Genomic DNA, 24285 nt, shown 5'->3' on the forward strand with positions numbered 1-24285 from the left:
TCTATCTCCTCTGGATGGCTCCGCCCTGATTGCCGACACCGGCTGCAGCCTTGAGGGCGCTGGCGAGATCGGCAAAGGCATCGGGCGAGTTGCGATCGCCCGGCGACTGTTTCAGGACGTCGTAAATGATCGGGACCTGCTTGACCGCCATGTCGAGATCGGGATCGGCGCCCTGGCGGTAACCGCCGATCAGGCGCAGGTCGCGCGTTTCCTCGAAGCGGTGGATCAGCACCTTCAGCCGCGACACCAGCTTTTCCTGGTCCGGCGTCCAGGCCTTGCGGGCAAGACGCGAGATCGAGGCGAGCGGATCGATCGGCGGATAACGCCCTTCTTCGGCGAGACTGCGCTGCAGGACGATATGACCATCGAGAATGCCGCGCGTCGAATCGGCGATCGGGTCGTTGTGGTTGTCGCCGTCGACGAGGATCGAGATGATCGCGGTGATTGTGCCGGCGCCCTCGGGACCGGGACCGGCGCGCTCCAACAGGCGCGGCAGCTCGGTGAAGACGGAAGCCGGGTAGCCGCGGGCAATCGGCGGCTCGCCGGAGGCGGTCGCCACCTCGCGGATCGCATGGGCGAAACGCGTGACGCTGTCGACGATGAACAGGACGTTCTCACCCTTGTCGCGGAAATGCTCGGCGATGGTGACCGCCGTCAGCGGCGCCATCTTGCGCAGCATCGGGCTCTCGTCGCTGGTGGCGACGACGGCGATCGCCTTCTTCATATTGCTGCCGAGCGTATCCTCGATGAATTCGCGCACCTCGCGGCCGCGCTCGCCGACAAGCGCAATGACGACCTTGTCGAAGGCATCGGCGCGGGCGAGCATGGACAGAAGCGTCGACTTACCGACGCCGGAGCCGGCGAAGATGCCGAGGCGCTGCCCGAGGCAGAGCGGCGAAAAGATGTCGATGGCGCGCACGCCGGTCTTGAAGCCGGCCTCGACACGCTTACGGGTCATCGAGGGCGGCGCGGTATTGGAGATCGAGCGGCGGTCGAGGCCCTCGGCGATCGGGCCCAGTCCGTCGATCGGCTCGCAGAGCGAGTTGACGGTGCGCCCGCACCAGCTGTCCGACGGGGAGATGCGGAAGGCGCCCTTGCGGATGACGGTATCGTGGATGCCGATCGGCTCGCCTGGCTCGATCGGGCAGACATAGATCAGATCAGGCTCGACGCGAACGACCTCGCCCAAATGGATGCCGGTTGCCGATTTATGGGCGACGAACTCGCCGAGGCGAACATGGCGGGAAAGACCGCGAACCGTGTAGTGACCGGCAGCGATGGTCTGCACGCGACCGCCATGGGCAACCGAAAACTCCGGCGATGCGTATCGCTCGACGAGGCCTGCCAGATGCGCCAGCTTCGGGGAAAGACCGTCCTCGGACAGCAGCGTGGTGCTCATGCTTCAATCCCACCCGAAAATACGACGCATTTTCGATCTCTGTTCTTATGCATGTCGTCCTCCCAAAACCGCTGCACACTTTTGGGCGACATGCATTAGCGGCTACCCCCAAGCGTCTGGACGGCTTCCTTGAAGGAATCCTCGCTGTCGCGCATCAACGACGAGACGCTTTCGAAGGCGCGGTTGACTTCGATCAGCTGGGTAATCTCGCGCATGGCGTTGACGTTAGAGTTTTCGAGATAACCCTGCTCGACACCGACATTGAAGCGGTCGACGACGGCGCGCGGCTGGTCGGTGGTCATGATGCCGCTGTTTTCGTAGCGCAGATAACCCTTGCTGATATCGGCCTCGAACAGGCCGAGCGATCCGACCTGGCGGTCACCCTGATAGATGATGCCGTCGGTGCCGACGGCCGGCTCGCCGCCTTTGGAGTTGAGCTGGATCGGCGCGCCGCCGGCGTCGAGAACGGGATATCCGCGGATCGAAACCAGTTCGCCGGTATCCTTTAGGGTGAAGCGGCCGTCCCTCGTCAGCACGCGGCCAGCGGGCGTATCGAGCGAGAACCAGGCATCACCCTTGATGGCGAAATCAAGCATGTTGCCGGTGTGCTGCAGCTCGCCGTTTGACTCGTTCAGATAGTCATTGCCTTGGGAAACGAAGGCGACCTTGGTGTTCAGCTTGTTCTTGGTTGCCGCCACCATCTCGTCGAACTTCACCTCGGTGGCGCGAAAACCGGTCGTGTTCACGTTCGCCATGTTGTCTGCGATGGTGTTCAGGCGCTTTTCGAGAGCCATCTGCGACGACAGAGAAACATAAAGACCGGATTGCATGTCGGTAGGCTCCAAGCATTGGCGATGAACGGAACGAAAAACCGGGCGTCGTCTTATGAGGTTCGGCCGGGATTTCGCTGAGGCGGCATCTCAGAAACGGGTGCGGGCACCCATTCGTCTCCTTAAGACTGACGCCAGATGCTTGCGCGAAGCTGGCACGCGGAAATGCCTGGCGCGCGGCCCGTTCATCAGCCTCACGCAAGGCAGAAACCCTAACCGTCTTAGAGAAAAGTAACGTTCAGATTGGGCTGACGATGAATATCATTATCGGATTTATAGTGACTTGCGGCTGTGTCATCGGCAGCTTCATGGCAATGGGCGGCCACGTGGACGCGCTATTCCAGCCCTTCGAATTCGTGATCATCGGCGGCGCCGGTCTCGGCAGCTTCATCATGGCGAACCCGATGAAGGTGGTGAAGGATTCCGGCAAAGCGCTCGGCGAAGCCTTCAAGCACGCCGTGCCGAAGGAACGCAATTATCTCGATACGCTCGGCGTGCTCTATTCCTTGATGCGCGACCTGCGCACCAAGTCGCGAAACGAAATCGAAGCCCATATCGACAATCCGGCAGAATCGACGATCTTCCAGTCGGCCCCCACCGTTCTGAAGAACAAGGAATTGACGGCCTTCATCTGCGACTATGTGCGCCTGATCATCATCGGCAACGCCCGCAGCCACGAAATCGAAGCGCTGATGGACGAAGAGCTCAACACCATCATGCACGACAAGATGAAGCCCTACCACGCGATCCAGATCATGGGCGATTCCTTCCCGGCGATCGGTATCGTCGCGGCGGTTCTCGGCGTCATCAAGGCGATGGCTCACATCAACGATTTGCCCGAAGTGCTCGGTCACCTGATCGGCTCGGCGCTGGTCGGCACCTTCCTCGGCATCCTCCTGTCCTACTGCGTCTGCTCGCCGCTGGTCTCCCAGATCAAGATCGTGCGCAACAAGCAGCACCGCCTCTACGTCATCGTCAAGCAGACGCTGCTTGCCTACATGAACGGCTCAGTTCCGCAGGTCGCTCTCGAATACGGCCGCAAGACGATCTCGGCTTACGAGCGTCCATCCATCGATGCGGTCGAACAGGAAATGATGAACCCAGGCGGCGAAAACAAGGCGGCTTAAATGACCATGAGCAATGCTTCGCACGACAAACCGGCAATGGATCCTGCCCTTCTCGCCAAGCTGACCGGCGGGCTCGGCGACAAAGGCAGGGTCGCCAAGATCTGCAGTTCCTTCGGGGAAGTCTACAGCGAATTCTTTCCCGACGTCATCAAGAGCGAGACCGGCCTCGACGTGACGGTCAATTATCTCGGCTGCGAGATCGGCTACAAGAACCACCTGATCGACGACCTGAACTCGAACGTCACGCTCGTCGACGTGACTCTGCGAAACTGGTCGCAGAACATCACGCTTGCCTGCGGCAACGGTTTCGTCATCACCCTGATGGAGCACCTGCTCGGCGCCACGGCCGATACGATCGAGGAGCCGGCCGACCGGCTGCTGTCGATCATCGAAATGGACCTGGCGGTGATGGTCTTCGACAAGATCGCCAAGGTGCTGCGCTCAGCCGTCAACGCGCCCGGCGGTTTCGAACCGAGCCTCTCGGTCCCGCACGCCCTTGAGATGCGCGCCCGGCCGCCGGAGGACCGCCCGGACGAATTCGCCGCCGCCATCAATATGTCGATCACGCTTGCCGGCATCGTGTCGGAATTTTCGCTGATGGTTCCGCAGACGGCGCTGCTGAAAACCAAAGTGACGCCGCCGAAGCCGAAGCGCCAGTCAGGCGGCAGCTCAGCGGAATGGACAGAACAGCTCGGCGATCAGGTCCGCCGCTCGCAGGTCACGCTCGAGGCCAAGATCAGGCTGCAGGACCTGACATTGCGCACGATCTCGAAGCTGATGGTCGGCGATGTCATTCCGTTCCGTGACCATGGCGACGTGCGCGTCGAGGTCAGCGCCAACAGCAAGGAATTGTATGTGTGCGAGTTCGGGCGTTCAGGCGAAAACTACATGGTCCGCGTCAAGGATACGATGAACTCGGATGACGAACTCATCCGTCATTTAATGAATTAATCGGTTCTCTGGCTTTCGGGCTGCAAAGGCAGTTTGAGGCAAGTTTCAACTGGAATAGTGATTTCATGGCTACGAAGAAAACACAGCAGAACAGCGACCTCTCCCTGGATATGCCGGGCAGCGAAGCGGATCTCGATCAGGCGATCGACGATCTGCGCGGCGTGCTGAAGCAGGATGCCGATGGCGACCTGCCGCAGTTTGGCGACGACCTGCAGAACGACGCCTTCGCAGCAGGAACCGATCTGGCGGCTTTCGGCGGCGAGATTTCGGACAGCCCGTTCGGCGGCGACGATTTCGGCGGCGATTTCGGTGCCGGCAATGCCGGCGCGGCTGCCGGCATGGATTTCGGCAGCAGCCCTTCCTTCGAGGCTTCGCCGGCTCCGCTCGGCAGCGCTTTGAATTCCAATTTCGAACTGATCATGGACATTCCGATCGATGTCCAGATCATGCTCGGCACCAGCCGCATGCAGGTCTCCGGCCTGATGAACCTCAATGAAGGGGCGACGATCGCCCTCGACAAGAAAATCGGCGAGCCGGTCGAGATCATGGTGAACGGCCGCAGGATTGCCCGCGGCGAGATTACGGTGCTTGATAACGACGACACCCGATTCGGTGTGAAACTGATAGAAGTTTTGAGTACGAAAAAAGCCTGATCCCTGTGTGGGACGGAGAGGTTAGACCATGATGGACTTTGACGATTTCGGCGGCGCGCTAGCCGGGAAACCGTTGACCCAGGCTGAAAAGGCGGCGGCTGTTCTTCTCGCTATGGGAAAGGGCGTCGCCGGCCGGCTGTTGAAATATTTCACCCAGGCCGAATTGCAGACCATTATCTCATCCGCCCAGTCGCTGCGCGCCATTCCGCCGGACGAACTCTTGATGCTCGTCTCCGAGTTCGAAGACCTCTTCACCGAGGGCGCCGGACTGATGGACAACGCCAAGGCGATCGAAGCCATTCTGGAAGAAGGCCTGACGCCCGACGAGGTCGACAGCCTGCTCGGCCGCCGCACGGCGTTCCAGGCCTACGAAACCTCGATCTGGGATCGCCTCAGCGAGGCGGAGCCGACATTCGTCGCCCAGTTCCTACTGCGCGAACATCCGCAGACCGTTGCCTATATTCTTTCGATGATGCCTTCCAACTTCGGCGCCAAGGTGCTGCTGCAGTCTCCCCGACAACCGCCGCGCCGACATCATGAACCGAACCGTCAACATGAAGACCGTCAGCCCGAAGGCTGCGCAGATCATCGAGAACCAGGTGATGACGCTGCTTGCCGAGGTCGAGGCAGAGCGCAATGCCGCCGGCTCGACGAAGGTCGCCGATCTGATGAACGAGCTCGACAAGCCGCAGGTCGACACGCTGCTCACCTCGCTTGAATCGATCAGCCGCGAATCCGTCAACAAGGTCCGCCCGAAGATCTTCCTGTTCGAGGATCTCATGTACATGCCGCAGCGCAGCCGCGTCTTGCTGCTCAACGACATTTCGACGGATGTGCTGACCGTCTCGCTGCGCGGTTCGCCGCCCGAGATCCGCGAATCGGTTCTCTCCGCCATCAGCCCGCGCCAGCGCCGCATGATCGAATCGGATCTGCAGAGCGGCATGGGGGGCGTCAATCCGCGCGAGATCGCCATTGCCCGGCGCGCCGTGGCGCAGGAAGCGATTCGCCTGGCCAATTCAGGCCAGATCGAACTCAAGGAAAAGGAAGGCGACGCTTCGGCAGCCGCCTAATCCTGCGAGACTGTTGACAAATCCAGCCGCCCGCAAGGCGGCTGTTGATCGCCATGCCACAGGCGACTACCCTTCCAGCAATAGGCCGCGCTCTAAAGCGCGTCGCAGGGAACCCGGTTTCCGCGACGCGCTTTAGCTCTTTGTTTTGATGCATGTCGTCATCCAAAACCGCTGCACGTGTTTGGGCGACATGCATTAGCTGCGCTCTATATCTTTGACGGAGGGCCGCGACTTGGCAGATGATGACAAGGACAGCAAAACAGAAGCCCCGACCGCGAAAAAGCAAACCGACGCCGCCGAGAAAGGCAACGTGCCGTTTTCGCGCGAACTGTCGATCTTCGCGACCATCCTTGCCACCTATATCTACCTGGTGTTCTTCCTCCCCGACAGCGTCGGGCGCATGGCTGAAACGCTGCGCGACATCTTCGATCAGCCCGACCAATGGAAGATCGAGACGGGGCCTGACGTCCTTTCGCTGTTCGTCAAGCTCGGCTGGGCCACTGCGGCGCTGCTGGCGCCCGCTTTCATCCTGTTCATGGTGTTCGGCATCGCCTCCTCCATCTTCCAGAACCTGCCGACGCCGGTGCTCGAACGCATCCGGCCGCAGGCCTCGCGCATCTCTCCCGTCAAAGGCTGGGAACGGCTCTTCAGCCTGCCAGGCCTCATCGAGTTCGGAAAATCGCTGTTCAAGGTCGTCGTCGTCGGGGTCATCCTGTTTTTCGTGCTGAGGAGCGAATATTTCAGCTCGATCGACGCAATGTTCTCCGACCCGCAGACGATCCTGGTGCGGATCTCGACGGCGATGCGCAAGATCATCATCGTCGTGCTGATCGCCACCGCGATTGTGGCGATCGTCGATGTCTTCTGGACGCGTCATCACTGGTTCACCGAGCTGAAGATGACGCGGCACGAGATCAAGGAAGAAAATAAGCAGGCGCAGGGCGACCCCTTCGTCAAGGGCCGGCAGCGCTCGCTGATGCGCGACCGCGCACGCCGGCGTATGATTTCCAATGTGCACCGGGCGACGCTCGTCATCGCCAACCCGACGCACTATGCGGTGGCGCTGCGCTACGCGCGCGAAGAAAACGACGCGCCGGTGGTGCTGGCCAAGGGCCAGGACCTCATCGCGCTCAAAATCAGGGAGATTGCCGAGAAAAACGGCATCCCGGTGTTCGAGGATCCGCCACTTGCGCGCTCCATGTTTGCGCAAGTCTCGGTCGATACTGTCATCCCGTCAGTCTTCTATAAGGCCGTTGCGGAGCTGATCCACCGGGTTTACGCCGCAGACGCCAAGAACAAACGGGTAAGATAAGCCGAATGAAAAAATGCCCTCACTCTACCCAGCGTGAAAAAATCCTCGCAGTTGCGATCAGCCCGGTCGCCACGGAACTGCGCCTTCTGGATGCTTCTGACCTTATTTCGCTGCTGCGCTTCGAGTATTACGGCAATCTTTCCGATCTCGTCGCTTCGGCGGCAGAGCTTTTCTTTCATCCGGGCACTGTGAATTTCGGCCTCGGCGGCAACTATACGCTGGAGTGGGGCGGCAAGCCCGAAGTCGTTCTCGATCTGGAAATTAAGCCGCGCGGCGTCACCGTCTATGCGCAGCTGACGCTTGCCGAAGATCACGCCGGCATCGAGATCAACCATATCGCGTTCCAGGATCCCTCGGCCGATCCCGATGAAAACACCCGCTTCCTCGAAAAGAGCCTTCGAGAATCGCGCTACAGCGTCAGCCAGGCGCCGCGTGCGCTGGCCAGCTGATTTGTCATCGAGACATGAGAGCTTTCATCCGCTCAGCTGAGCTGAGTGGGGTTCAGCTGATATAGCCGAGCCGGATCGCCTTGGCGATCGCCTGGATGCGATTGACGGAATCGAGCTTGATCGTCGCCGAGCCGAGATAGGCGTTGACGGTATGCACCGACAGGCCGAGCTTGTCGGCAATCTCTTCGCTGATGCGGCCGTCGCCGGCAAGCTGGAGACAGGCGATCTCGCGTTCGCTGAGGGCTTCGGCGGCCGCCGTGCGGCGTTCGTCGAGCGAGAGCAGATCCATCATGATATGGCAGCAGCGACCGTGCAGCTCGACGATGGTATCACTCGAGGGATCGATCTCATCGCCGGTGAAAACGATAAAACCGTTGCCGACGGCGCCGAGCCGCACCGGAAAGGCAAGGCCGGAAAAGGGCACGATCCCATCCTGCAGCCGCGTCATGAACGGCGCGAAGTCGGCAGGACCGGGGGCGGCACGGTCGCAACCGCCGGCCCATGAGAGCGGCAACAACGACTTCTCGATATGCTCGAGAAGGACATCGCCATAGGTATCCGTGAAAGCCTTGCCGAAACCGGCATTGGAAGACCCCCAGTTTTCGAGCTCGCAGACAAGGCGCTGCTTTGCCGGAATACCCGAGCCGCTGACGCGGAAGATCGCGAAGCCGTGAGCATCGGCGAGTTTCTGCATGGCAATCAGCCGCGGAAAAAGATCGGACCGGCTGGAAATCCTGTTCACACGCACCATGCGCGACTGCTCGGCACTGCTCATCGTCCTGGCTGATGGATGCGCCATGGCTCCCCCTATACGAGATTGTTGCGGACGGCGAAGGCAATGGCCTCGGAGCGGGTCTTGGTCGCCGTCTTGCGCATCACGCTGGTAATGTAGTTGTTGATGGTATTGCGGGAGATGCCGAGGATCATCGCGATCTCGTCGCTCGTCTTGCCCTCGGCGATCCAGAACAGGCATTCGAGCTCGCGGTCGGTCAATTCGAAATCGCGATCGACCCTGGTACCGCCGCAGCGCAGGAAACTCGCGACGTAACCTGCAAGCAGGCCGACATCCCGCAGGCGCTCCGGCGACAGGATGAACCCCTCGCCGAACAGGAACATCAGGGCGAGCCGCGACCGGCCGACATTGAAGGTCACGGAGCAATATTGGCGGCTGGCGCCGTCCGGCACGTCGGCATTGTCAGGCATAAGAGCAAAATTCGGCTGGAAAACCTGCATGCATTTTTCCAGCTCCGTCGAACGGGCGTAGCCGCGAACCAGATCGTTGGCGATATCCCTGACCAGGTCAAAAGGCCAATCCGACGAGACGATGAAATCGAGGCCGCTTTCCTGGAGGAGATCGCAGCGCGCCAGAAGGTAGTGCGAAGCACCGACATACTCCGTCAGCGCGCGCAGACCGGACTGCAACCTGCCAGTGTTGGCGACACCGTGCAGGCGCTGGAGCAGTTGATCGCGCGGCAACAGATCCGGCACCACAGCGCTCGCAAAATTCGACATTTGCCTCTCGCCTTTGCTCGCCTGAATTACATCCATATCCATTGGCAATGTCCTGCGGCTGAGAAACGATCAAACTCGGTGCAACAGCAATTTTTCTATAAGGGATTCAATTCGAGTCCCGCTCGAATCCCATTTCGAATCACCCAAGGGTAAGCCAGCCGATGCAAATCACCATCTCCGACTTCTAGGGATTTACTTCCACTGCCGCGCATGCACTGATTCGATGATCAATTCCAGCCCTCAAGACAAGGAGAGGCTAAGGTGATTCTGGCTGTATCGCAACTTCATTCGCGTTTTACGCGAGTCCAGGATCAGACAACTATCCCTTTACAGAAACGACACTGGGCATCGACATGAAAAAAGGCCGGTTGCCCGGCCCTTTTCTTACGCTGCTTCGTCGATCGCCCATTTCCGGAGGATTTTCGCAGCGCGTTCCTCGTTGATCTCGACCATGCGGGACAGCTTGCGTTCCGGGCCTTCCTTGACGCGGCGGTTGAAGTTGCCGTCGTCGTCGCCGAGGCTGAGAAGATCCTCGGTGCTGTCGAAGCCGAAGTCGGATCCGAAACCGTCCATGAGGGCTCCTCCGGAAGCGCCGGCTGCCGGCGCGAAGTCCGGAAGCTCGAGGCCGGCCGCCTCCGGCGTGGCGTCGCCGAGAACCGAAGAGCTGCCGTTGCCGCTGACGCTGCGCACCAGAGGCCGCAGGCCCATCCAGACCACCACAAAGGCGACCGCGACAAAGGCTAGCGAGTTGATGATGCCGGCCAGGTTGCGGCTCAGCATATCCATGACGCGAACACCACCGGTGGCGTCTTCTAGCAGCTGGTTCTCGAGGAAGTCCATCGCCGTAACGGTGACGACGTCGCCGCGCTTGGCGTCGATGCCGGACGCCGAAGCAACGATCTTCTGCATTTCCGCAAGATAGGCGTCGATCTTGGCCTGGTCGGCCGGCTCGCCGACCATCTTGGCGATGCGGCCCTTATTGACCACGACGGCGATCGAAAGCTTCTCGACCTTGTAGCTGTTGCGGGTGGTCGCCGTCGTCCGGCTGTTGATTTCGTAGTTGGTCTGCTCTTCACGCTTGTCGGACTTATCCTGCGATTCCGGTCCGGCCGAACCACCGGCCTCGGGAGCTGCCTGCGGAATGTTCTGCTCGACCGTCGTCGCGCTGTCGGACTGCTTCTGCTGCGACTGCTGGGCTTCCTTGGTGGAGCGGACCGAGCGTTCGACCTTGGATTCGGGATCGTAGGTGGTTTCCTGGATCTGCTGGGCGTCGGTGTTGAGATCGGCGGTGACGCTGGAGCGGAAGTTGTCCATGCCGAGGAAGGGTGCGAGCGCCTTGTCGATGTTGGATTCGACTTCCTGTTGGACGTTCTGGACGATGTTGAGCGAGCGGTTCAGCGAGCTGTTGCTGGCTTCGTCGCCGGACGCGAGCAGCTGACCGGCCGAATCGAGGATAGTCACGTCATCGACGTCAAGCCCCGGCACGGCCGAGGCGACGAGGTGGCGGATCGAGGTCGCAGCACTGCGCCCGGTGGTGGCGCTGGCGCGAATCATGACGGAGGCGGTCGGCTTCTGCTCCGCCTTCCGGAAGTTTCCGACCTCCGGCATGACGATATGCACACGCGCGGCTGTTATGCCCGAGATCGACTGGATGGTGCGGGCGATTTCGCCTTCCAGCGCGCGAACCCGCGTCACCTCCTGCATGAAGGAGGTCAGGCCCAGCGAGCCGACATTGTCGAAGAGTTCGTAACCGGCATTGGCGCTGTTCGGCAGGCCGCGCTCGGCAAGCAACAGGCGGGCCTTGCCCGTCATCCCCGCGGGGACGCTGATGCTGGTGCCGTCCGTGCCGACCTGGAAATCGACGTTGGCTTCGGCAAGCGCCATGCTGATCTGGTTGAGATCGGGCGAATCCAGACCGACATACAAAGTTTCCTGTGCCGGCTTGTTGACGAATAGAGCGGCCGCAAGGACGATTGCGATGGAGACGGCACCGACGCCTCCGAGAATCATCAGGCGTGTTCGGCCAAGGGAACCGAAGTTCTTAAAGATCTGAACTAATTGATTTAACAGATTCATTCTGTTCTCGCACGATTCGTCAAAGACAAAGCAGGCTTATTGCCTCATCTGACGAATAATCGGCGAAACTTGCGCGAGCGTTTCGTAAAGGGCGCGCAGCCCCTGAAGGGCTAGAAGAAATCGAAGTCGCCGGCTGCCTTGCTCAGGGGCTGGGAATGGCCGTGGCGCGTGGCGCCGCCCAATGCCTTCTGCATCTCCGCCAGCTTGACGAGGCTGAGCGCGGTCGCAACGTCGACGGCCCAGCCGTGCGGGATTTCGCCGGTGATGGTGTCGATGAACTCGGCAAGGCCGCGCGATTTCTGCACGGCGAGATCGATGCCCTGCATGACCTTCATGGCATCCGGCGAATTCAGAATTTCGGCGCCGCCGAGATCGAGAAGCTGCGGCTCGATGCGCTCGATGAGATAGGCAACGTCGTGCAGTTCGGAAACGATGCGCATCAGGATGTCGCTCAACGCTTCAACTGGCGCAGGCGGCTCCATGACCGAATTAAACGTCATATAAAAATCCTCGCCATCAAAAAAATTCGATACTGGTTTCGACGGGCTTCGGCGGAGCGGCGGGGCGCTGCTCGAGAGCAACGGTTCTCTGCGTTTCGGCGCCGGTCAGCGGGTATTGCCGGGCACGGCCGGAGACGGGCCAAAATTCAAGCTTGCGTCCATGATCTCCGCCTGTGGAGGAGCCGACCACCGGAATGCCTTCATCGCGCAGGAACTGCATGGCGAAGGCCGCGTTCTGCTCACCGACATTGGAGAATGTCGAGATCGTTTTCGCACCGCCGAAGATCTTGGCCTCCAGCCGGTCGCGCCGGGCGCCCTGCTTGAGGAGACCGTTGATCAGCAGCTCCATCAGATGCACGCCGTAGCGCGTCGCATCGCCGCCTGACGTCGGCGAGGTCGCCGAGCCCGGCAGCAAGAAGTGGTTCATGCCGCCGATACCGGCGACAGGGTCTCTGAGACACGCAGCCACGCACGAGCCGAGAATGGTCGAGAGGACCGCATTCGGATCGCTCAGAACCTTGTACTCGCCCTGAATGATGTGCACGCGGCGGGCTGCCCCCTCAGTCATCATTTCAAGGCTCCAAACACGGCTTCGATAGCCGCTTTCATCTTCTCGATCGTGAACGGCTTGGCGAGCACGTTGTTGGCGCCGAGCTGGGCTGCCTTCTGTACCAATGCGCGGTCGCCTTGGGCGGTGAGGATGATAAAGGCCGCCTTTTTGGTGTTCGGGTTGGTGCGCACGGCCTGAAGGAAGCCGATGCCATCCATCTTCGGCATGTTGAAGTCCGAGATCACCAGGTGGTGCGGTTGCTCGGCCATGATCTTCATGCCCTGCTCGCCGTCGCCTGCAGACGTGATCTGCTTGAAACCGAGCTGGGTCAGCGCGTCGCTGAGCAGCAACCGGCTCGTCACCTGATCGTCGACGATCAGAACTTTGATTTTCTCCGCGATCGACATTTTATTCGGTCCCTTCCTTTCGGGCGGCTGTCATTTTCAATATTTCTTCACCGATGGCAGACAGGGGCAACTGCTGCTCCACGGCGCCAAGTTCATGAGCAACCCTTGGCATTCCGTAAACGACACAGGTTTTTTCGTTCTGGCCGAGTGTTCTGGCGCCGGCGTGGCGCATTTTCAACAATCCGGCGGCGCCATCGCGGCCCATGCCGGTCAAGATCACGCCGACGGCGTTGCGGCCAGCCAGCTCGGCGACCGAATCGAATAGCACGTCCACCGATGGGCGGTGACCGTTGACCGGCGCCCGGTCGACGAGACGGCAGCACGGCGCCGAGGCGTTGCTGACCTGGAGATGACGCTCGCCGCCCGGCGCCAGATAGATCTTGCCGATTTCGAGGCGGGCACCATCGGTCGCTTCCTGCACCACCGGCGCACAGAGGCGGTTCAGGCGTTCGGCGAAGCTCTTGGTGAAGGTCGGCGGCATATGCTGGGTGATGACGGTCGGCGGGCAATTGGCCGGAAACTTCTGCAGCACGGCGATGAGCGCCTCGACGCCGCCTGTGGACGAGCCGATCGCGACGATCTTGCGGCCGACGCGGAAATCGGCGACGGCGGGCGGAGGTGCCGGGGCGGCCACCGGCTGGGAAAACTGGCGCTGCGTGCGGGCGGCTGCCTTGACCTTCTCGGCGAGATCGCCGAAGGGCCTGAGTTCGCCCGGCGCCGGCTTGCCGACGCAATCGAAGGCGCCTATCTCGAGCGCTGCAAGCGACGCCTCGGCGCCGCGATGGGTCATTGTCGATACCATGATGACGGGCATCGGACGCAGGGTCATGATCTTTTCGAGGAAATCGAGACCGTTCATGTTCGGCATCTCGATGTCGAGCGTCACGACGTCGGGGTTCAGCCGCTTGATGGCCTCGCGCGCTTCCAGCGCATCGCCGGCCTGGCCGATGACATTGACCTCGGGGTCGGAACTGAGGACGGCGGTGATCAGCCCCCGCATTGTCGGGGAGTCGTCAACGACGAGAACCCTTGCCGGAGCGCTCATGCCTTCCTCCCGAGACCTTTGGCCGTGTAGCGATAGGTTGTGATGCCGATATTGTCGAAGACGTGTTTCGCTTCGCCGGACACACGCTCGGAATGGCCGATATAAAGATGACCGCCCTCCGGCAGCAGGCCGGCGAAACGCTGCCAGATCTTCATCTGCGTCGGTTCATCGAAATAGATGACGACGTTGCGGCAGAAGATGACGTCGAACTTGCCCTTGAACGGCCATTGCGCCATCAGGTTCAGTTCGTTGTAGGTGATCAGCCGCTTGACGCGGTCATCGACCTGGAACTTTCTGCGGCCCTGGATCTCGACTTCGCTGAACCATTGCTTGCGCATGGCGGGCGAAACGGTTTCGAGCGCGTTTTCGTCATAGGCGCCAGCCCGGGCGATCGCCAGGATCTTCGGGTCGATGTCGGTTGCCAGGATCTTGAAGTCGTAATCGGCGACATTCGGCATCAGCGACAGCACGGTCAACGCGATCGAATAGGGCTCCTGCCCGTCCGAAGAGGCGGCCGACCAGATGCGCACCCTGCCGCCCGATTTCGCCCGCTGCAGAAGCTCCGGCAGGACATGGTCGCGCAGGTGGTCGAAATGATGGTTTTCGCGGAAGAAGCGGGTAAAATTGGTCGTCAGATGCGACAGCATCTCGCGGCGCGGCGCCGCACCCGCCGGCGAAGCGACGAGGTCGCAATATTCCCGGAAACCGGACAGGCCGAGATTGCGGATATGCTTCGACAGGCGCGAATAGACCAGAGACGCCTTCGTCTCGTTGAGGAAGATGCCGGCATCCGAATAGATCATCGCGGCGATCTCCGTGAGGTCGCGGCGCGTCAGCGGATATTCTCCGCTCGCCAGGACCTCGTCGGACCCCTGTCTCTGATCTTTTGCGCCCATTGCGTTCATGCGGCTTCGCTTTCGGTCTCGGGAAGAGGGATTCGAGTTCGATCAGGCAGATCATGCGCTTTTCGATGGCAAGAATGCCGCGGGCAAATTGACGTTCGAGCTCGGAGGAAATCTCGGGCGTCGGCTGGATGGTTTCGTCGGTCACCGTCAGGATATCGGACACGGCGTCGACCAGGAGGCCGACCACCTTGCGCCGCACCTGGGCGACGATGATGACATGACGGGCCGTCGGATCGGCCGGCTTCATGCCGAGGCGGGCGGCAAGGTCGATGATCGGCAGCACCGCACCGCGCAGGTTGATGACACCGAGCATATAGCCAGGCGAGTGCGGCATCGCGGTCGCCGGGGTCCAGCCGCGGATCTCACGAACCGACATGATGTTCACGCAAAATTCCTGATCCCCGATGCGGAACGCGATCAGCTCGCGATCCCCTTCGTTCAGATTTTTTACGGCGTACGACATTCCCTTACCCTACCGCTGCTAACGACATTTCTGCTTTGAGCGACTGGCCGCGCGAGGCGCCGACAACCGCGTCGACATCGAGAATGAGAGCGACGCGCCCGTCACCGAGAATGGTGGCGGCGGCAATGCCCGGCACATGGGTGTAGTTGGCTTCCAGGCTCTTGATGACCACCTGGCGCTGGCCCTGGATGGCGTCGACCATCAGGGCGCGCTGGCCGCCGCCTTCGGATTCCACCAGAAGCGCCACGCCCTCGACCGGGTTGGCCTGGGTCGCGCGGAAGTTCAGGATGCGGCCGACATCGACCAGCGGGCAGAAGCTGTTGCGGATCGAGATCAGCCGGTGGTTCGCACCGAAGGAGTGGATCGCGGAGGCTTCCGGCTGCAAGGTTTCGACGATCGCGGTCAGCGGCACGACCAGCGTCTGGCCGGCGACGGTGACCACCATGCCGTCGAGGACGGCGAGCGTCAGCGGCAGGCTCATGGTGAAGACCGAGCCGTGGCCGGGCTTCGAGGTGATGTTGATACGGCCGCCGAGCGCCTGGATCGAACGCTTGACGACGTCCATGCCGACGCCGCGGCCGGAGATGTCGGAGATCTTGTCGGCCGTCGAGAAGCCCGGCAGGAAGATCAAGTTGTCGATTTCCTCGTCCGACAGGTTGGAATCGGCCGGGATGAGGTCGTTGTCGATCGCCTTCTGGCGGACCTTCTCGCGGTTGATGCCGGCGCCGTCGTCGGCAAGCTCGATCAGGATGCGTCCCGAACGGTGCTTGGCTGTCAGGCGAACCGTGCCTTCGGTGTTCTTGCCGGCGGCTGCGCGCTTTTCCGGCGTTTCGATGCCGTGGTCGACGGCATTGCGGATCATGTGGGTCAGCGGCTCGGCCAGCTTGTCGATAACCGTCTTGTCGACTTCGGTGTTTTCACCTTCGGTGATCAGACGGATCGACTTGCCGGTCATGTCGGCGATTTCGCGGACGATACGCGACATGCGCTGGAAGACCGGCTTCACCGGCTGGGCGCGGATCGCCATGACCGAGTCCTGGATCTCGCGGGTGAGCTGCTGCAGCTCTTCCAGGCCCATGTTGATCGAGGAGGTGCCAGTCGTGTCGTTCTCGATGACGCTCTGTGACAACATCGCCTGGTTGATGACCAGCTCGCCGACGAGGTTGATCAGGCGGTCGACACGGTCGAGATCGACGCGGATCGTCTGGCCGGCGCCGGCGGCATTGTTCTGGGCGGCAGCAGCACTTGCGGCGGCTGCTGCGGCGGCTGCCGATTCCTTCTTTTCGACGCGGGCGGCAGCGGCGGCCATCTGCGTGACGTTGGAAGCGGTCTCGGCGGCGGCAACGGCAGTGGCGGCCTCGGCTGCCGCAGTGCCGGAAACGTCTTCCGCAGCACCCGCTTCGTCCAGGATCGACAGATCGAAGGGAACCGGCACCATCGGCAGTTCGTCGTTGCTGGTCGCCTCAGCCCTTGCTTCCTCGACCGGCTTCACCGTCAGTTCGCAATCCCATTCGGCGAATTCGAAGACGGTGCGAATGGCGTCTTCGCCCTTGTCCGTCTTGATCGTGACGTTCCAGAAGAAATAAGCGCCTTCCGGATCGAGTTCATCGAGGCCCGGCAACTCATCGCTATTGCAATAGATGGTCATCTCGCCGAGGCGCGAGAGGTCGCGCAGTAGCAGCGTGGCGTCATTGCCCTTGGAATAGAGTTCGTAGCGCGGCTTGAAGATGACTTCATAGGCCGGCATGCCGGAGCCTGCATCGCCCTCGCCGCCAAAATCGTCGAAGGAAAAGGGGACCGGCTGGAAGCCGCTGTCGTCGGTCGGCTTGGGAGCCGGCGCCGGAGCGGCGGCGGGCTTTGCGGCGGCCTTGGGCGCCGGTGCCTCGGCCAATGCCGAGGGAGACGGCAATTCACCGTTGGCCAGCGCCTCGAGCTCCTTGACGAGACCGCGGCTGCGGCTTTCATCGACACTGCCGCCGTCGCGCGCAGCATTCGTCAGGTCGGCGAGCACGTCGGCCGACTTCAGCATCACCTTCAGGACGTCCTGGGTCGGCTCAAGCTTATTGGATCGAACGCAATCGAGAGTGGTCTCGAAAACATGGGCGAAGGCGACCAGATCATCAAGGCCGAAGGCGCCGGCGCCACCCTTGATCGAATGCACGGCGCGGAACACCGCATTGACGGTTTCCGGATCGCGATCGCCATCATTCATTTTCAGAAGACCGGATTCCAGCTCGGCGAGCTGTTCCTCGCACTCCTGGAAAAAGATCTCTTTGATTTCGTTCATATCCATAGGAGCAAATCCTGGGTTTAAGCGGTTACACGCTCAATGGCATCGATCAGCTTGGCCGGGTCGAAAGGCTTGACGATCCAGCCGGTGGCGCCAGCCTGGCGGGCGCGGTTCTTCTTTTCCGCGTCGCTTTCGGTGGTCAGGACCAGGATCGGGATCGCCCGATATTTCTCGTTGCGGCGGACACCTTCGATGAAGCCGAAGCCGTCGAGGCGCGGCATGTTGATGTCGGTCACGATGACGTCAGGATTGGACTCTTCGAGAACCTCAAGACCCTCGACGCCGTCTTCCGCCTGAATCGTCTCGAAGCCGGCATTGTTAAGCGTCACGAGAAGCATGTTTCGGATGGTGCGGGAATCATCCACGGTAAGAACTTTTTTCTTCATTGCCGAATCTCCTTGGCAAGCAGGTGATCAATATTGACGCCCACCAGCTGCATGGTTTTCTGAAATGCGTCGGACACCTTGGAAAAGGTGAATGGCTGCTTGTCCTGCTCCCAGGTCTTCTCGGCGGACATCAGAACCTGGGCGCACAGAGCACCGATCCGTTCAACGCCGGAAGCGTCGATCGACAGACCGCTGCCCCTGAGGGAGAGGAGTTTATCGCGCAAGGCGGAAGCCTCGTTGAGGTCGAGCACCGCTGTCAGATCCAGCGTCTTGCCACTCTTCTTTGCTACCATCAGCTTTTCCTTGTCCCCTTGTCCCCGGCTCGAGCGGACGAGCTGAGGCAATCATCCGATAGGTTAGTAAACATTCCGCCCACCTCCGACGCCTGCGAAAGGCTGCGGAAGGCTAAAATCATCATTTTCGTAGTCGTCCTCGGCCACTGCCGGACGGGCGGCGGCTTCGATGGCGCGCGGCGGCGTCCCACGAACCGGCGCCGGGCGCCCGGCATTGGCGTTTTCCCGGGCGATGCGGAATTCGCGAATCGTCTGGCCGAGCTCGACAATGACGGTATGGAGGTGGTCGGCGCCTTCGGCCGAGCGCTCCGCAAGGCCGGCGCTGCCTGCCACTTCGCCGCCCAGACCCTTGACGTCTGAAGTCACGCTATCCAGGCTCGCGGCATGTTCGCCGGTACGGGTGGCGATGCCGGCGATGGCGGCATTGATGTCGGTAACCTGGCGCACGATGCTGCCGATGGAATCCTGTGTGCGGCCGACCATCTGCACTCCGGCATCGACCTGCGATTTGGTCGTCGTCACCAGCGTCTTGATCTCGCGGGCGGCTTCGGCCGAACGCTGGGCGAGCGCGCGGACCTCCTGGGCGACGACGGCAAAACCGCGGCCGGAATCGCCGGCGCGGGCGGCCTCGATGCCGGCATTCAGCGCCAGCAGATTGGTCTGGAAAGCGATCTCGTCGATCGCGCCGATGATCTGGCCGATCTTTTCGGCCGACTGCTCGATATCGGCCATGGCGCTGATCGCGCGGCCGACGACCTCACCGCTTTCCTCGACGGCGGCGCGCGTCGAGGCGGCGGCCTGCTCGGCGGCGCGGCTGTCGGCGGCCCCGTCGCGAACGCTGGCGGCGATGCCGGCAAGCGCGGCGGCGGAAAGCTGCAGCCGGTCGGCTTGGCCGGACGCCGTGCCGGCGAACTGCCTGGACAGGCCGGCAAGCGAACCCGTCGCCGCTTCGGCCTTCAACGTGCGTTCGGTGATGGCAGTAAACTCTGCCTGGAGACCATCCAGTGCGCCGTTCAGCGCGGCGGCAGTCGCCGCATGGGCGCCGTCGACCGGCGCGCGCCGCGTCAGGTCGCGGGCGGAAAGGCCTTCGATGACATCGCCGAAGATCCTGACGATCTCGGCTTCGTTGTCGGCGCGCTGATCGGCGAGCGCACGGCTCTCGGCGGCGCGTTGAGCATTGAAGCGCAGCGAGACGGCAATTTCCACATCGACCATGACGAGGCGGATGATCGCCGTCATCAGATCGGAGATTTCGCGGGTGCGGCGCTTGGCCGACGGCAGCAGCGGACGGCCGGCAATTTCCTCGGCGAGACCGGAAACGACATGCTCCAGCATGACGCCGTGGCCGGCCACGTGCCAGCGCGGATCGAGGCCGATCTTGCTTTCGGTATCGGAGAGAACTTTGACGCGTTCGGCATAGAGGCTATCGAACCGTGCATCCGTCAGCACGTCCCAATGCGAGGACTGCAGATCATGCAGGCGCTCGACCTGGCGCTCGCTGTCGAAATTGCGCGCCGCGTCGGGGAAAGACTGGAACCTGTGGAAGAGATCTCTGAGGCCTGCCTTCAGATGCGCTTCGAGGGACGACCGGTTGCGGCGCACCAGCTCGCACTGGTCGGCATCGAGGCCGGCAAAGCGCAGGCGGTCGCGCAAGCTGCCTGCCTGTGCTCCACGAGCCTGTTCTGATGGCATGTCCTGCCTCAACGCCTGTCCCCGACCCACTGTCCAGGCGAATGCCTGGTTAAAAACTTTCGCAGCATCCAGAGAACGCAAAGCCTCGAGACGGTTCTCACCACCGGTTACAACCGGCGGGTCGAAGCCCCCTGATCAGCTATGTTTCGGAGCTGTCTGAAGAGATGGATACCGGATCAACCCGGTACGGCGGGACGGCGTCATGCCTGGTGGGAACGAGTGCATCTTCCCATTCCGACGTGTAAACCAATGTTTATGGTTAATTCCTTGCTTGAAGGTTAATAAGCCCTTCGCATTGCCGGCTTTTGAAGCAATTCAAGGCCGCTTGCAGCAAATACTGCGGCGGAGTTGCACGGCTGCTACAAGGCACACGCAAGCTCCATGTTATAGGCCGGTCGATAACCAAGACATGACGTCGACAAGGACAGAGCAATGATTGTTCTCGGATTGGGTGCCTGCTTGATTGCAATGACGCTGCTTGCCGCCGTCGCCCGCCTCGATTCTCTCGCCGCAAACCGCGATATCAGCGCGCTTCGGGTTTTCTAAAACCCCTCCCTGCCCGTTGGCAGTCCGGCACCTTTGGTGTATCGCACTGGCGCCTTTCATGTCAGCGGAACACGTGGTTCATGTCCCCCAGATCTGGTCTTCTCATCGTTCTCGGCTTCACGCTCTGGCGCGTCGTCACGCTAGTTTTCGACCGGACGGACCTTTTCGTCGATGAGGCGCAGTACTGGTTCTGGGCGCAGAATCTTGATCTCGGCTATTATTCCAAGCCGCCGATGATCGCCTGGGTAATCCGGGCGATGACCGCGCTTTCCGGCTCCGACGCCATCTACTGGATCAGGCTCTCCGGGCCGCTCATCCACATGGCGGCGGCACTTGTTTTGATGAAGGTTGCAAAGCGTTTCGTCGGCCCGGAGATCGAAGGCTGGACGGGCGCCGCCTATATTACCCTCCCGGGTGTGGCGCTTTCTTCGGTGTTTTTCTCGACCGATGTCATCCTGCTGTTCTTCATCGCGATCACCCTGCTTGCCTATTTCAGCCTGACACAGCGGCGCTCGGTCGGGCTGGCGCTGGTCATGGGCCTCGGCGTCGGCCTCGCCTTCCTGACGAAATATGCGGTGCTGTTCGTTGTTCCGGGCGGCGCGCTTGCCCTCCTCCTCATTCCGGCGGCGCGCATCGCCATCCGGGATTTCATCGTCGCGGTTGCGGTCGCGGCGGTCGTCGCCCTGCCCAACCTCTGGTGGAACCTGCAGCACAACAATACGACGGTGCGGCATACGCAGGATATCGCCCATTGGAGCGATCTCGGCATCAATCTCCGTCGCGGGCTTGAATTCTTCTCCGCCCAGTTCGGCGTCGTCGGGCCGATCATCTTCTTTGCGATGCTTTGGGCGGTCTATCGGATGATCAGGGGCAGGAGCGACGACCGGGAAAAGATGCTGGTCTGGCTGTCGATGCCGGTGGTGGTGCTGATCACGCTGCAGGCAACGGTCGCCAAGGCCTATGCCAACTGGGCCGTGACCGCCTATGTCGCCGGCACCATCCTCGCCGTCTGGCTGCTTTACCGGATGTGGCCGAAGGGCCTGCGGCTGTCGCTCGGCATCAACGGCATCGCCAGCCTGCTCTTTCCGCTGGCGACGATCTTTCCGCAGCAGTTGCTGCTGCCGAACGGCGACGAAGTGATGAAGCGCTATCTCGGCCGCGCCGAGGTCAGCCGCGAGACCGCCGCACTCGCGGCTCAGGCCGGCACCGACATCATCGTCACCGACGATCGCGACATGGTCGCCGATCTTTTCTACACGCTGCGCGATGCGCCCTACAGAATCTATGCACGGGCGCCCGCCGGCCTTCCGGAGAGCTATTACGAACAGGAATTCGCGTTGCCGGCCGACATCCCCGGAAAGGTGCTTTACCTGACGATCGGGCCCTTCAGACTGCGCCTCCGAGACGCCCGAGGTGCTGAAGAACTGGCAGCCGACCGAGGGCTATTACAAGGGCAAGTCGCTCTCCGTCTACAAGGTCGCCGCAGCCTGCCTGGCACCCTGAGCCAATCGATTCCGATTTAAAGCCTGTCGCGCAAACCCGTGCCGCGGTTTTCCCAGGCAAAGCGCGAAGCGCCTTTGCCGCAACGACATGCGTAAAAACGAACAGCTAAAGCGCAAGGAGCGAATCTGAAAATCGCGACGCGCTTTAGGAAATTATGCCGTGGGCAGGCAGAGGCCGGTGCCCGCCCCTTCGATCTCGACGAATCTGACGCCGCCTTCCTCGAAGGCGAGGCGCAGCTGCGCCTCCGTCGCGCGGTGGATGTTGTGGTGGCGCCCCTCATAATCGCGGATGGTGCTGCGGGAGACGGCCGCCCTTTCGGCAAGATCGGTCTGGGTCCAGTCGAGCAGGCCGCGCGCCGCCCTGCAGAGAGCCGGGGTCAGAATTGTTTCCCTTGCGCCTTGACCCATGATTACAACTTGCCCATATTGGTCGATATAAACCATATATGTCACATTATAAACGGGATTTCCAGATCGGGAGACAGCAATGCCGCACGATACGCCCTTGATTTCGACAATCGTCGGCGGCCTCGTGCTGGCTTTCATCTTCGGCGCGTTTGCCCATCGGCTGCGCATGCCGCCGCTGGTGGGCTATCTGATTGCCGGCGTTCTGGTAGGCCCGCATACGCCGGGTTATGTGGCGGATCAGAGCCTGGCTCCGGAGCTTGCCGAAATCGGCGTCATCCTGCTGATGTTCGGCGTCGGGCTGCATTTCTCGCTCAAGGACTTGCTGTCGGTGCGCGGCATCGCCGTGCCCGGCGCGATCGCCCAGATCGCCTTTGCGACACTGCTCGGCTGGGGGCTCGGTGCCTTCTTGGGCTGGCCGACCGGCGGCAGCCTGGTCTTCGGCCTGGCGCTTTCGGTCGCTTCCACAGTGGTGCTGTTGAAAGCGCTGCAGGAGCGGCGCCTGGTCGAGACGGAGCGCGGCAGGATCGCCGTCGGTTGGCTGATTGTCGAGGATCTCGCCATGGTGCTGGCGCTGGTGCTGATCCCGGCCGCAGCCAGCATCGGCGGTGAGGGTCACGCGCCGGTCGAGCCGCTCTCGGCCGGACTGAACCGGCTGTTCGGGCTCGATCTCGGCATCGGCGGCATGATCGCCATGACGCTGGTGAAAGTGGCGCTGTTCGTGGCGCTGATGCTGGTCTTCGGCCGCAAGCTCATTCCCTGGACGATGCACCGCATCGCCCATACCGGGTCGCGCGAGCTCTTCCGGCTCGGCGTGCTGGCGATCGCGCTCGGCGTCGCTTTCGGCGCGGCCAAGCTTTTCGGCGTGTCGCTGGCGCTCGGCGCTTTCTTTGCCGGCATGGTGCTTGCCGAAAGCGAACTCAGCCATCGCGCCGCCCAGGAAAGCCTGCCGCTGCGTGACGCCTTCGCCGTGCTCTTCTTCGTCTCGGTCGGCATGTTGTTCGATCCGAACATCCTGATCGACAGGCCGCTGCCGATCCTCGCCACCATCTTCATCATCGTCATCGGCAAATCCGTCGCCGCCCTGCTGATCGTGCTCACCTTCAAGAAGCCGCTCGGCACGGCGCTGACGATTTCGGCCAGCCTTGGCCAGATCGGCGAATTCTCCTTCATTCTCGCCGCCCTCGGCGTCGAACTCGGGCTGCTGCCGGAGGAAGGCCGCGATCTGATCCTGGCCGGCGCCATCATCTCGATCATCCTCAATCCGCTGCTGTTCTTCCTCTGCGACCGCATGCGGCCGATGCTAGAAGGCGCAAAAAGAGAGGAAGCCGCGGTGGAATCCGCCCCCTCCGCGGATGCGGCGGTCGCTCATGAAGAGGTGCAGCCCGAAGACGACGAGGTGCACCCGACTGCTCTCCGCGGCCACGCCATTCTCGTCGGCTACGGGCGGGTCGGCAGCATCGTCGGACAGAATCTCAAATCGTCAGCCACACCTTTTCTCGTCATCGAGGATTCCGACAAGCGCATCGGCGAGCTGAGGGCGCAAGGGGTCGAAACCCTGATGGGCAATGCGGTGATGCGGGAAACCCTCGACCTCGCCAATCTTTCCGGCGCCCGCAGCATCGCCATCGCCATCCCGAACGCCTTCGAGGCCTGCCGCATTGCCGAGCAGGCGCGCAGCGTCAATCCGTCGATCCTCATCGTCGCCCGCGCCCATTCCGATGCCGAGGTCGATGAATTGAAGCACTATGGCGCCGACACCGTCATCATGGGCGAGCGTGAAATCGCGCTTGGCATGGTTGACCGGCTCGCTCAAGTGCATCATGACAGTGTGCCCTATGAAGACGGGCATGGGCCTGATACAATTATTGCGGCGGATGAGCCTCCGCCGCCAAAAGAATGAGAGATTGGCGCGCTTTTGA

General features: G+C 61.6%; 21 protein-coding genes and 3 pseudogenes. 8 read left to right on the forward strand and 16 right to left on the reverse strand.

Annotation, left to right across the window (positions count from 1 at the left end; all coding sequences use genetic code 11):
- Position 1: 1 nt before the first annotated feature.
- On the reverse strand, positions 2–1399 hold the full coding sequence (fliI, locus tag MF410_RS15720) for a flagellar protein export ATPase FliI (RefSeq protein WP_097623870.1): 1398 nt from the start codon (positions 1397–1399) through the stop codon (positions 2–4).
- Positions 1400–1494: 95 nt separating this feature from the next.
- Positions 1495–2229, reverse strand: coding sequence for a flagellar basal-body rod protein FlgF (gene flgF, locus MF410_RS15725; protein ID WP_003588556.1), 735 nt, complete (start codon positions 2227–2229; stop codon positions 1495–1497).
- A gap of 254 nt (positions 2230–2483) precedes the next feature.
- Between flgF and motA the strand changes: the two genes are divergently transcribed.
- The 6 genes and pseudogenes from motA to MF410_RS15755 all read left to right on the forward strand — a co-directional run bounded on the left by motA (position 2484) and on the right by MF410_RS15755 (position 7791).
- Positions 2484–3356 carry a flagellar motor stator protein MotA gene (gene motA, locus MF410_RS15730; RefSeq protein WP_239619886.1) on the forward strand — a complete coding sequence of 291 codons (873 nt, stop codon included), beginning with the start codon at positions 2484–2486 and terminating at the stop codon, positions 3354–3356.
- On the forward strand, positions 3357–4307 hold the full coding sequence (locus MF410_RS15735; protein ID WP_097623869.1) for a FliM/FliN family flagellar motor switch protein: 951 nt from the start codon (positions 3357–3359) through the stop codon (positions 4305–4307).
- Between the two features lie 65 nt (positions 4308–4372).
- Positions 4373–4960: a flagellar motor switch protein FliN gene (gene fliN, locus MF410_RS15740; RefSeq protein WP_097623868.1), complete on the forward strand. Its 588-nt coding sequence runs from the start codon at positions 4373–4375 to the stop codon at positions 4958–4960.
- A gap of 28 nt (positions 4961–4988) precedes the next feature.
- Positions 4989–6030, forward strand: a pseudogene (fliG, locus tag MF410_RS15745) (flagellar motor switch protein FliG).
- 232 nt (positions 6031–6262) lie between these two features.
- Positions 6263–7342, forward strand: coding sequence for a flagellar biosynthesis protein FlhB (gene flhB / locus MF410_RS15750; protein ID WP_054183728.1), 1080 nt, complete (start codon positions 6263–6265; stop codon positions 7340–7342).
- Positions 7343–7347: 5 nt separating this feature from the next.
- Positions 7348–7791, forward strand: coding sequence for a hypothetical protein (locus tag MF410_RS15755; protein WP_003588567.1), 444 nt, complete (start codon positions 7348–7350; stop codon positions 7789–7791).
- Between the two features lie 52 nt (positions 7792–7843).
- Here MF410_RS15755 and MF410_RS15760 read toward each other — a convergent pair whose 3' ends face one another.
- From MF410_RS15760 to MF410_RS15820, 13 genes and pseudogenes are all read right to left on the reverse strand, one after another.
- A complete protein-coding gene (locus MF410_RS15760) occupies positions 7844–8590 on the reverse strand; it encodes a helix-turn-helix transcriptional regulator (RefSeq protein ID WP_239619887.1) in 747 nt (248 codons plus the stop codon).
- Positions 8591–8598: 8 nt separating this feature from the next.
- Entirely contained in the window at positions 8599–9345 is a 747-nt protein-coding gene (locus tag MF410_RS15765) for a helix-turn-helix transcriptional regulator (RefSeq protein ID WP_003584236.1), read from the reverse strand.
- A gap of 342 nt (positions 9346–9687) precedes the next feature.
- Positions 9688–11379, reverse strand: coding sequence for a flagellar basal-body MS-ring/collar protein FliF (gene fliF, locus MF410_RS15770; protein WP_003588571.1), 1692 nt, complete (start codon positions 11377–11379; stop codon positions 9688–9690).
- Between the two features lie 110 nt (positions 11380–11489).
- A complete protein-coding gene (locus MF410_RS15775; RefSeq protein ID WP_003588573.1) occupies positions 11490–11879 on the reverse strand; it encodes a hypothetical protein in 390 nt (129 codons plus the stop codon).
- A 16-nt stretch (positions 11880–11895) separates the two neighbouring features.
- A complete protein-coding gene (gene cheD, locus MF410_RS15780) occupies positions 11896–12450 on the reverse strand; it encodes a chemoreceptor glutamine deamidase CheD (RefSeq protein ID WP_003588575.1) in 555 nt (184 codons plus the stop codon).
- Positions 12447–12836 carry a response regulator gene (locus MF410_RS15785; protein ID WP_003556488.1) on the reverse strand — a complete coding sequence of 130 codons (390 nt, stop codon included), beginning with the start codon at positions 12834–12836 and terminating at the stop codon, positions 12447–12449. The genes cheD and MF410_RS15785 overlap by 4 nt, the downstream gene beginning before the upstream one ends.
- A 1-nt stretch (position 12837) precedes the next feature.
- On the reverse strand, positions 12838–13881 hold the full coding sequence (gene cheB, locus MF410_RS15790) for a protein-glutamate O-methylesterase CheB (RefSeq protein WP_131711073.1): 1044 nt from the start codon (positions 13879–13881) through the stop codon (positions 12838–12840).
- Complete coding sequence (gene cheR / locus MF410_RS15795) at positions 13878–14786, reverse strand: protein-glutamate O-methyltransferase CheR (RefSeq protein WP_097623865.1); 909 nt, start codon at positions 14784–14786, stop codon at positions 13878–13880. Before cheR ends, cheB begins: the two co-directional genes overlap by 4 nt.
- Positions 14787–14805: 19 nt before the next feature.
- Positions 14806–15249, reverse strand: a pseudogene (locus MF410_RS15800) (chemotaxis protein CheW); the annotation flags it as partial.
- 4 nt (positions 15250–15253) lie between these two features.
- Positions 15254–17542 carry a chemotaxis protein CheA gene (locus MF410_RS15805; RefSeq protein ID WP_097623864.1) on the reverse strand — a complete coding sequence of 763 codons (2289 nt, stop codon included), beginning with the start codon at positions 17540–17542 and terminating at the stop codon, positions 15254–15256.
- Between the two features lie 17 nt (positions 17543–17559).
- Entirely contained in the window at positions 17560–17925 is a 366-nt protein-coding gene (cheY1, locus tag MF410_RS15810; RefSeq protein ID WP_003570362.1) for a chemotaxis response regulator CheY1, read from the reverse strand.
- Positions 17922–18218: an STAS domain-containing protein gene (locus MF410_RS15815; protein ID WP_003588585.1), complete on the reverse strand. Its 297-nt coding sequence runs from the start codon at positions 18216–18218 to the stop codon at positions 17922–17924. Before MF410_RS15815 ends, cheY1 begins: the two co-directional genes overlap by 4 nt.
- A 63-nt stretch (positions 18219–18281) precedes the next feature.
- On the reverse strand, positions 18282–19910 hold the full coding sequence (locus MF410_RS15820) for a globin-coupled sensor protein (protein ID WP_097623863.1): 1629 nt from the start codon (positions 19908–19910) through the stop codon (positions 18282–18284).
- A 626-nt stretch (positions 19911–20536) separates the two neighbouring features.
- Here MF410_RS15820 and MF410_RS15825 point away from each other — a divergent pair.
- A pseudogene (locus MF410_RS15825) lies at positions 20537–21959 on the forward strand (glycosyltransferase family 39 protein).
- A 152-nt stretch (positions 21960–22111) separates the two neighbouring features.
- Here MF410_RS15825 and MF410_RS15830 read toward each other — a convergent pair.
- A complete protein-coding gene (locus MF410_RS15830; protein ID WP_179867052.1) occupies positions 22112–22411 on the reverse strand; it encodes a helix-turn-helix transcriptional regulator in 300 nt (99 codons plus the stop codon).
- Positions 22412–22445: 34 nt separating this feature from the next.
- Between MF410_RS15830 and ybaL the strand changes: the two genes are divergently transcribed.
- Entirely contained in the window at positions 22446–24266 is a 1821-nt protein-coding gene (gene ybaL / locus MF410_RS15835) for a YbaL family putative K(+) efflux transporter (protein ID WP_097623861.1), read from the forward strand.
- Positions 24267–24285 lie beyond the last annotated feature (19 nt).

The sequence above is a fragment of the Rhizobium sp. C104 genome, assembly GCF_022354505.1.
Classification (GTDB): Bacteria; Pseudomonadota; Alphaproteobacteria; order Rhizobiales; family Rhizobiaceae; genus Rhizobium; species Rhizobium redzepovicii.

Bases quoted from the DNA above. Each gene is read 5' to 3' on its own strand.
- fliI (WP_097623870.1), bottom strand. From the start codon at position 1,399: ATGAGCACCACGCTGCTGTCCGAGGACGGTCTTTCCCCGAAGCTGGCG.
- flgF (WP_003588556.1), bottom strand. From the start codon at position 2,229: ATGCAATCCGGTCTTTATGTTTCTCTGTCGTCGCAGATGGCTCTCGAA.
- motA (WP_239619886.1), top strand. From the start codon at position 2,484: ATGAATATCATTATCGGATTTATAGTGACTTGCGGCTGTGTCATCGGC.
- MF410_RS15735 (WP_097623869.1), top strand. From the start codon at position 3,357: ATGACCATGAGCAATGCTTCGCACGACAAACCGGCAATGGATCCTGCC.
- fliN (WP_097623868.1), top strand. From the start codon at position 4,373: ATGGCTACGAAGAAAACACAGCAGAACAGCGACCTCTCCCTGGATATG.
- MF410_RS15755 (WP_003588567.1), top strand. From the start codon at position 7,348: ATGAAAAAATGCCCTCACTCTACCCAGCGTGAAAAAATCCTCGCAGTT.
- MF410_RS15760 (WP_239619887.1), bottom strand. From the start codon at position 8,590: ATGGCGCATCCATCAGCCAGGACGATGAGCAGTGCCGAGCAGTCGCGC.
- MF410_RS15765 (WP_003584236.1), bottom strand. From the start codon at position 9,345: ATGGATATGGATGTAATTCAGGCGAGCAAAGGCGAGAGGCAAATGTCG.
- fliF (WP_003588571.1), bottom strand. From the start codon at position 11,379: ATGAATCTGTTAAATCAATTAGTTCAGATCTTTAAGAACTTCGGTTCC.
- MF410_RS15775 (WP_003588573.1), bottom strand. From the start codon at position 11,879: ATGACGTTTAATTCGGTCATGGAGCCGCCTGCGCCAGTTGAAGCGTTG.
- cheD (WP_003588575.1), bottom strand. From the start codon at position 12,450: ATGATGACTGAGGGGGCAGCCCGCCGCGTGCACATCATTCAGGGCGAG.
- MF410_RS15785 (WP_003556488.1), bottom strand. From the start codon at position 12,836: ATGTCGATCGCGGAGAAAATCAAAGTTCTGATCGTCGACGATCAGGTG.
- cheB (WP_131711073.1), bottom strand. From the start codon at position 13,881: ATGAGCGCTCCGGCAAGGGTTCTCGTCGTTGACGACTCCCCGACAATG.
- cheR (WP_097623865.1), bottom strand. From the start codon at position 14,786: ATGAACGCAATGGGCGCAAAAGATCAGAGACAGGGGTCCGACGAGGTC.
- MF410_RS15805 (WP_097623864.1), bottom strand. From the start codon at position 17,542: ATGGATATGAACGAAATCAAAGAGATCTTTTTCCAGGAGTGCGAGGAA.
- cheY1 (WP_003570362.1), bottom strand. From the start codon at position 17,925: ATGAAGAAAAAAGTTCTTACCGTGGATGATTCCCGCACCATCCGAAAC.
- MF410_RS15815 (WP_003588585.1), bottom strand. From the start codon at position 18,218: ATGGTAGCAAAGAAGAGTGGCAAGACGCTGGATCTGACAGCGGTGCTC.
- MF410_RS15820 (WP_097623863.1), bottom strand. From the start codon at position 19,910: ATGCCATCAGAACAGGCTCGTGGAGCACAGGCAGGCAGCTTGCGCGAC.
- ybaL (WP_097623861.1), top strand. From the start codon at position 22,446: ATGCCGCACGATACGCCCTTGATTTCGACAATCGTCGGCGGCCTCGTG.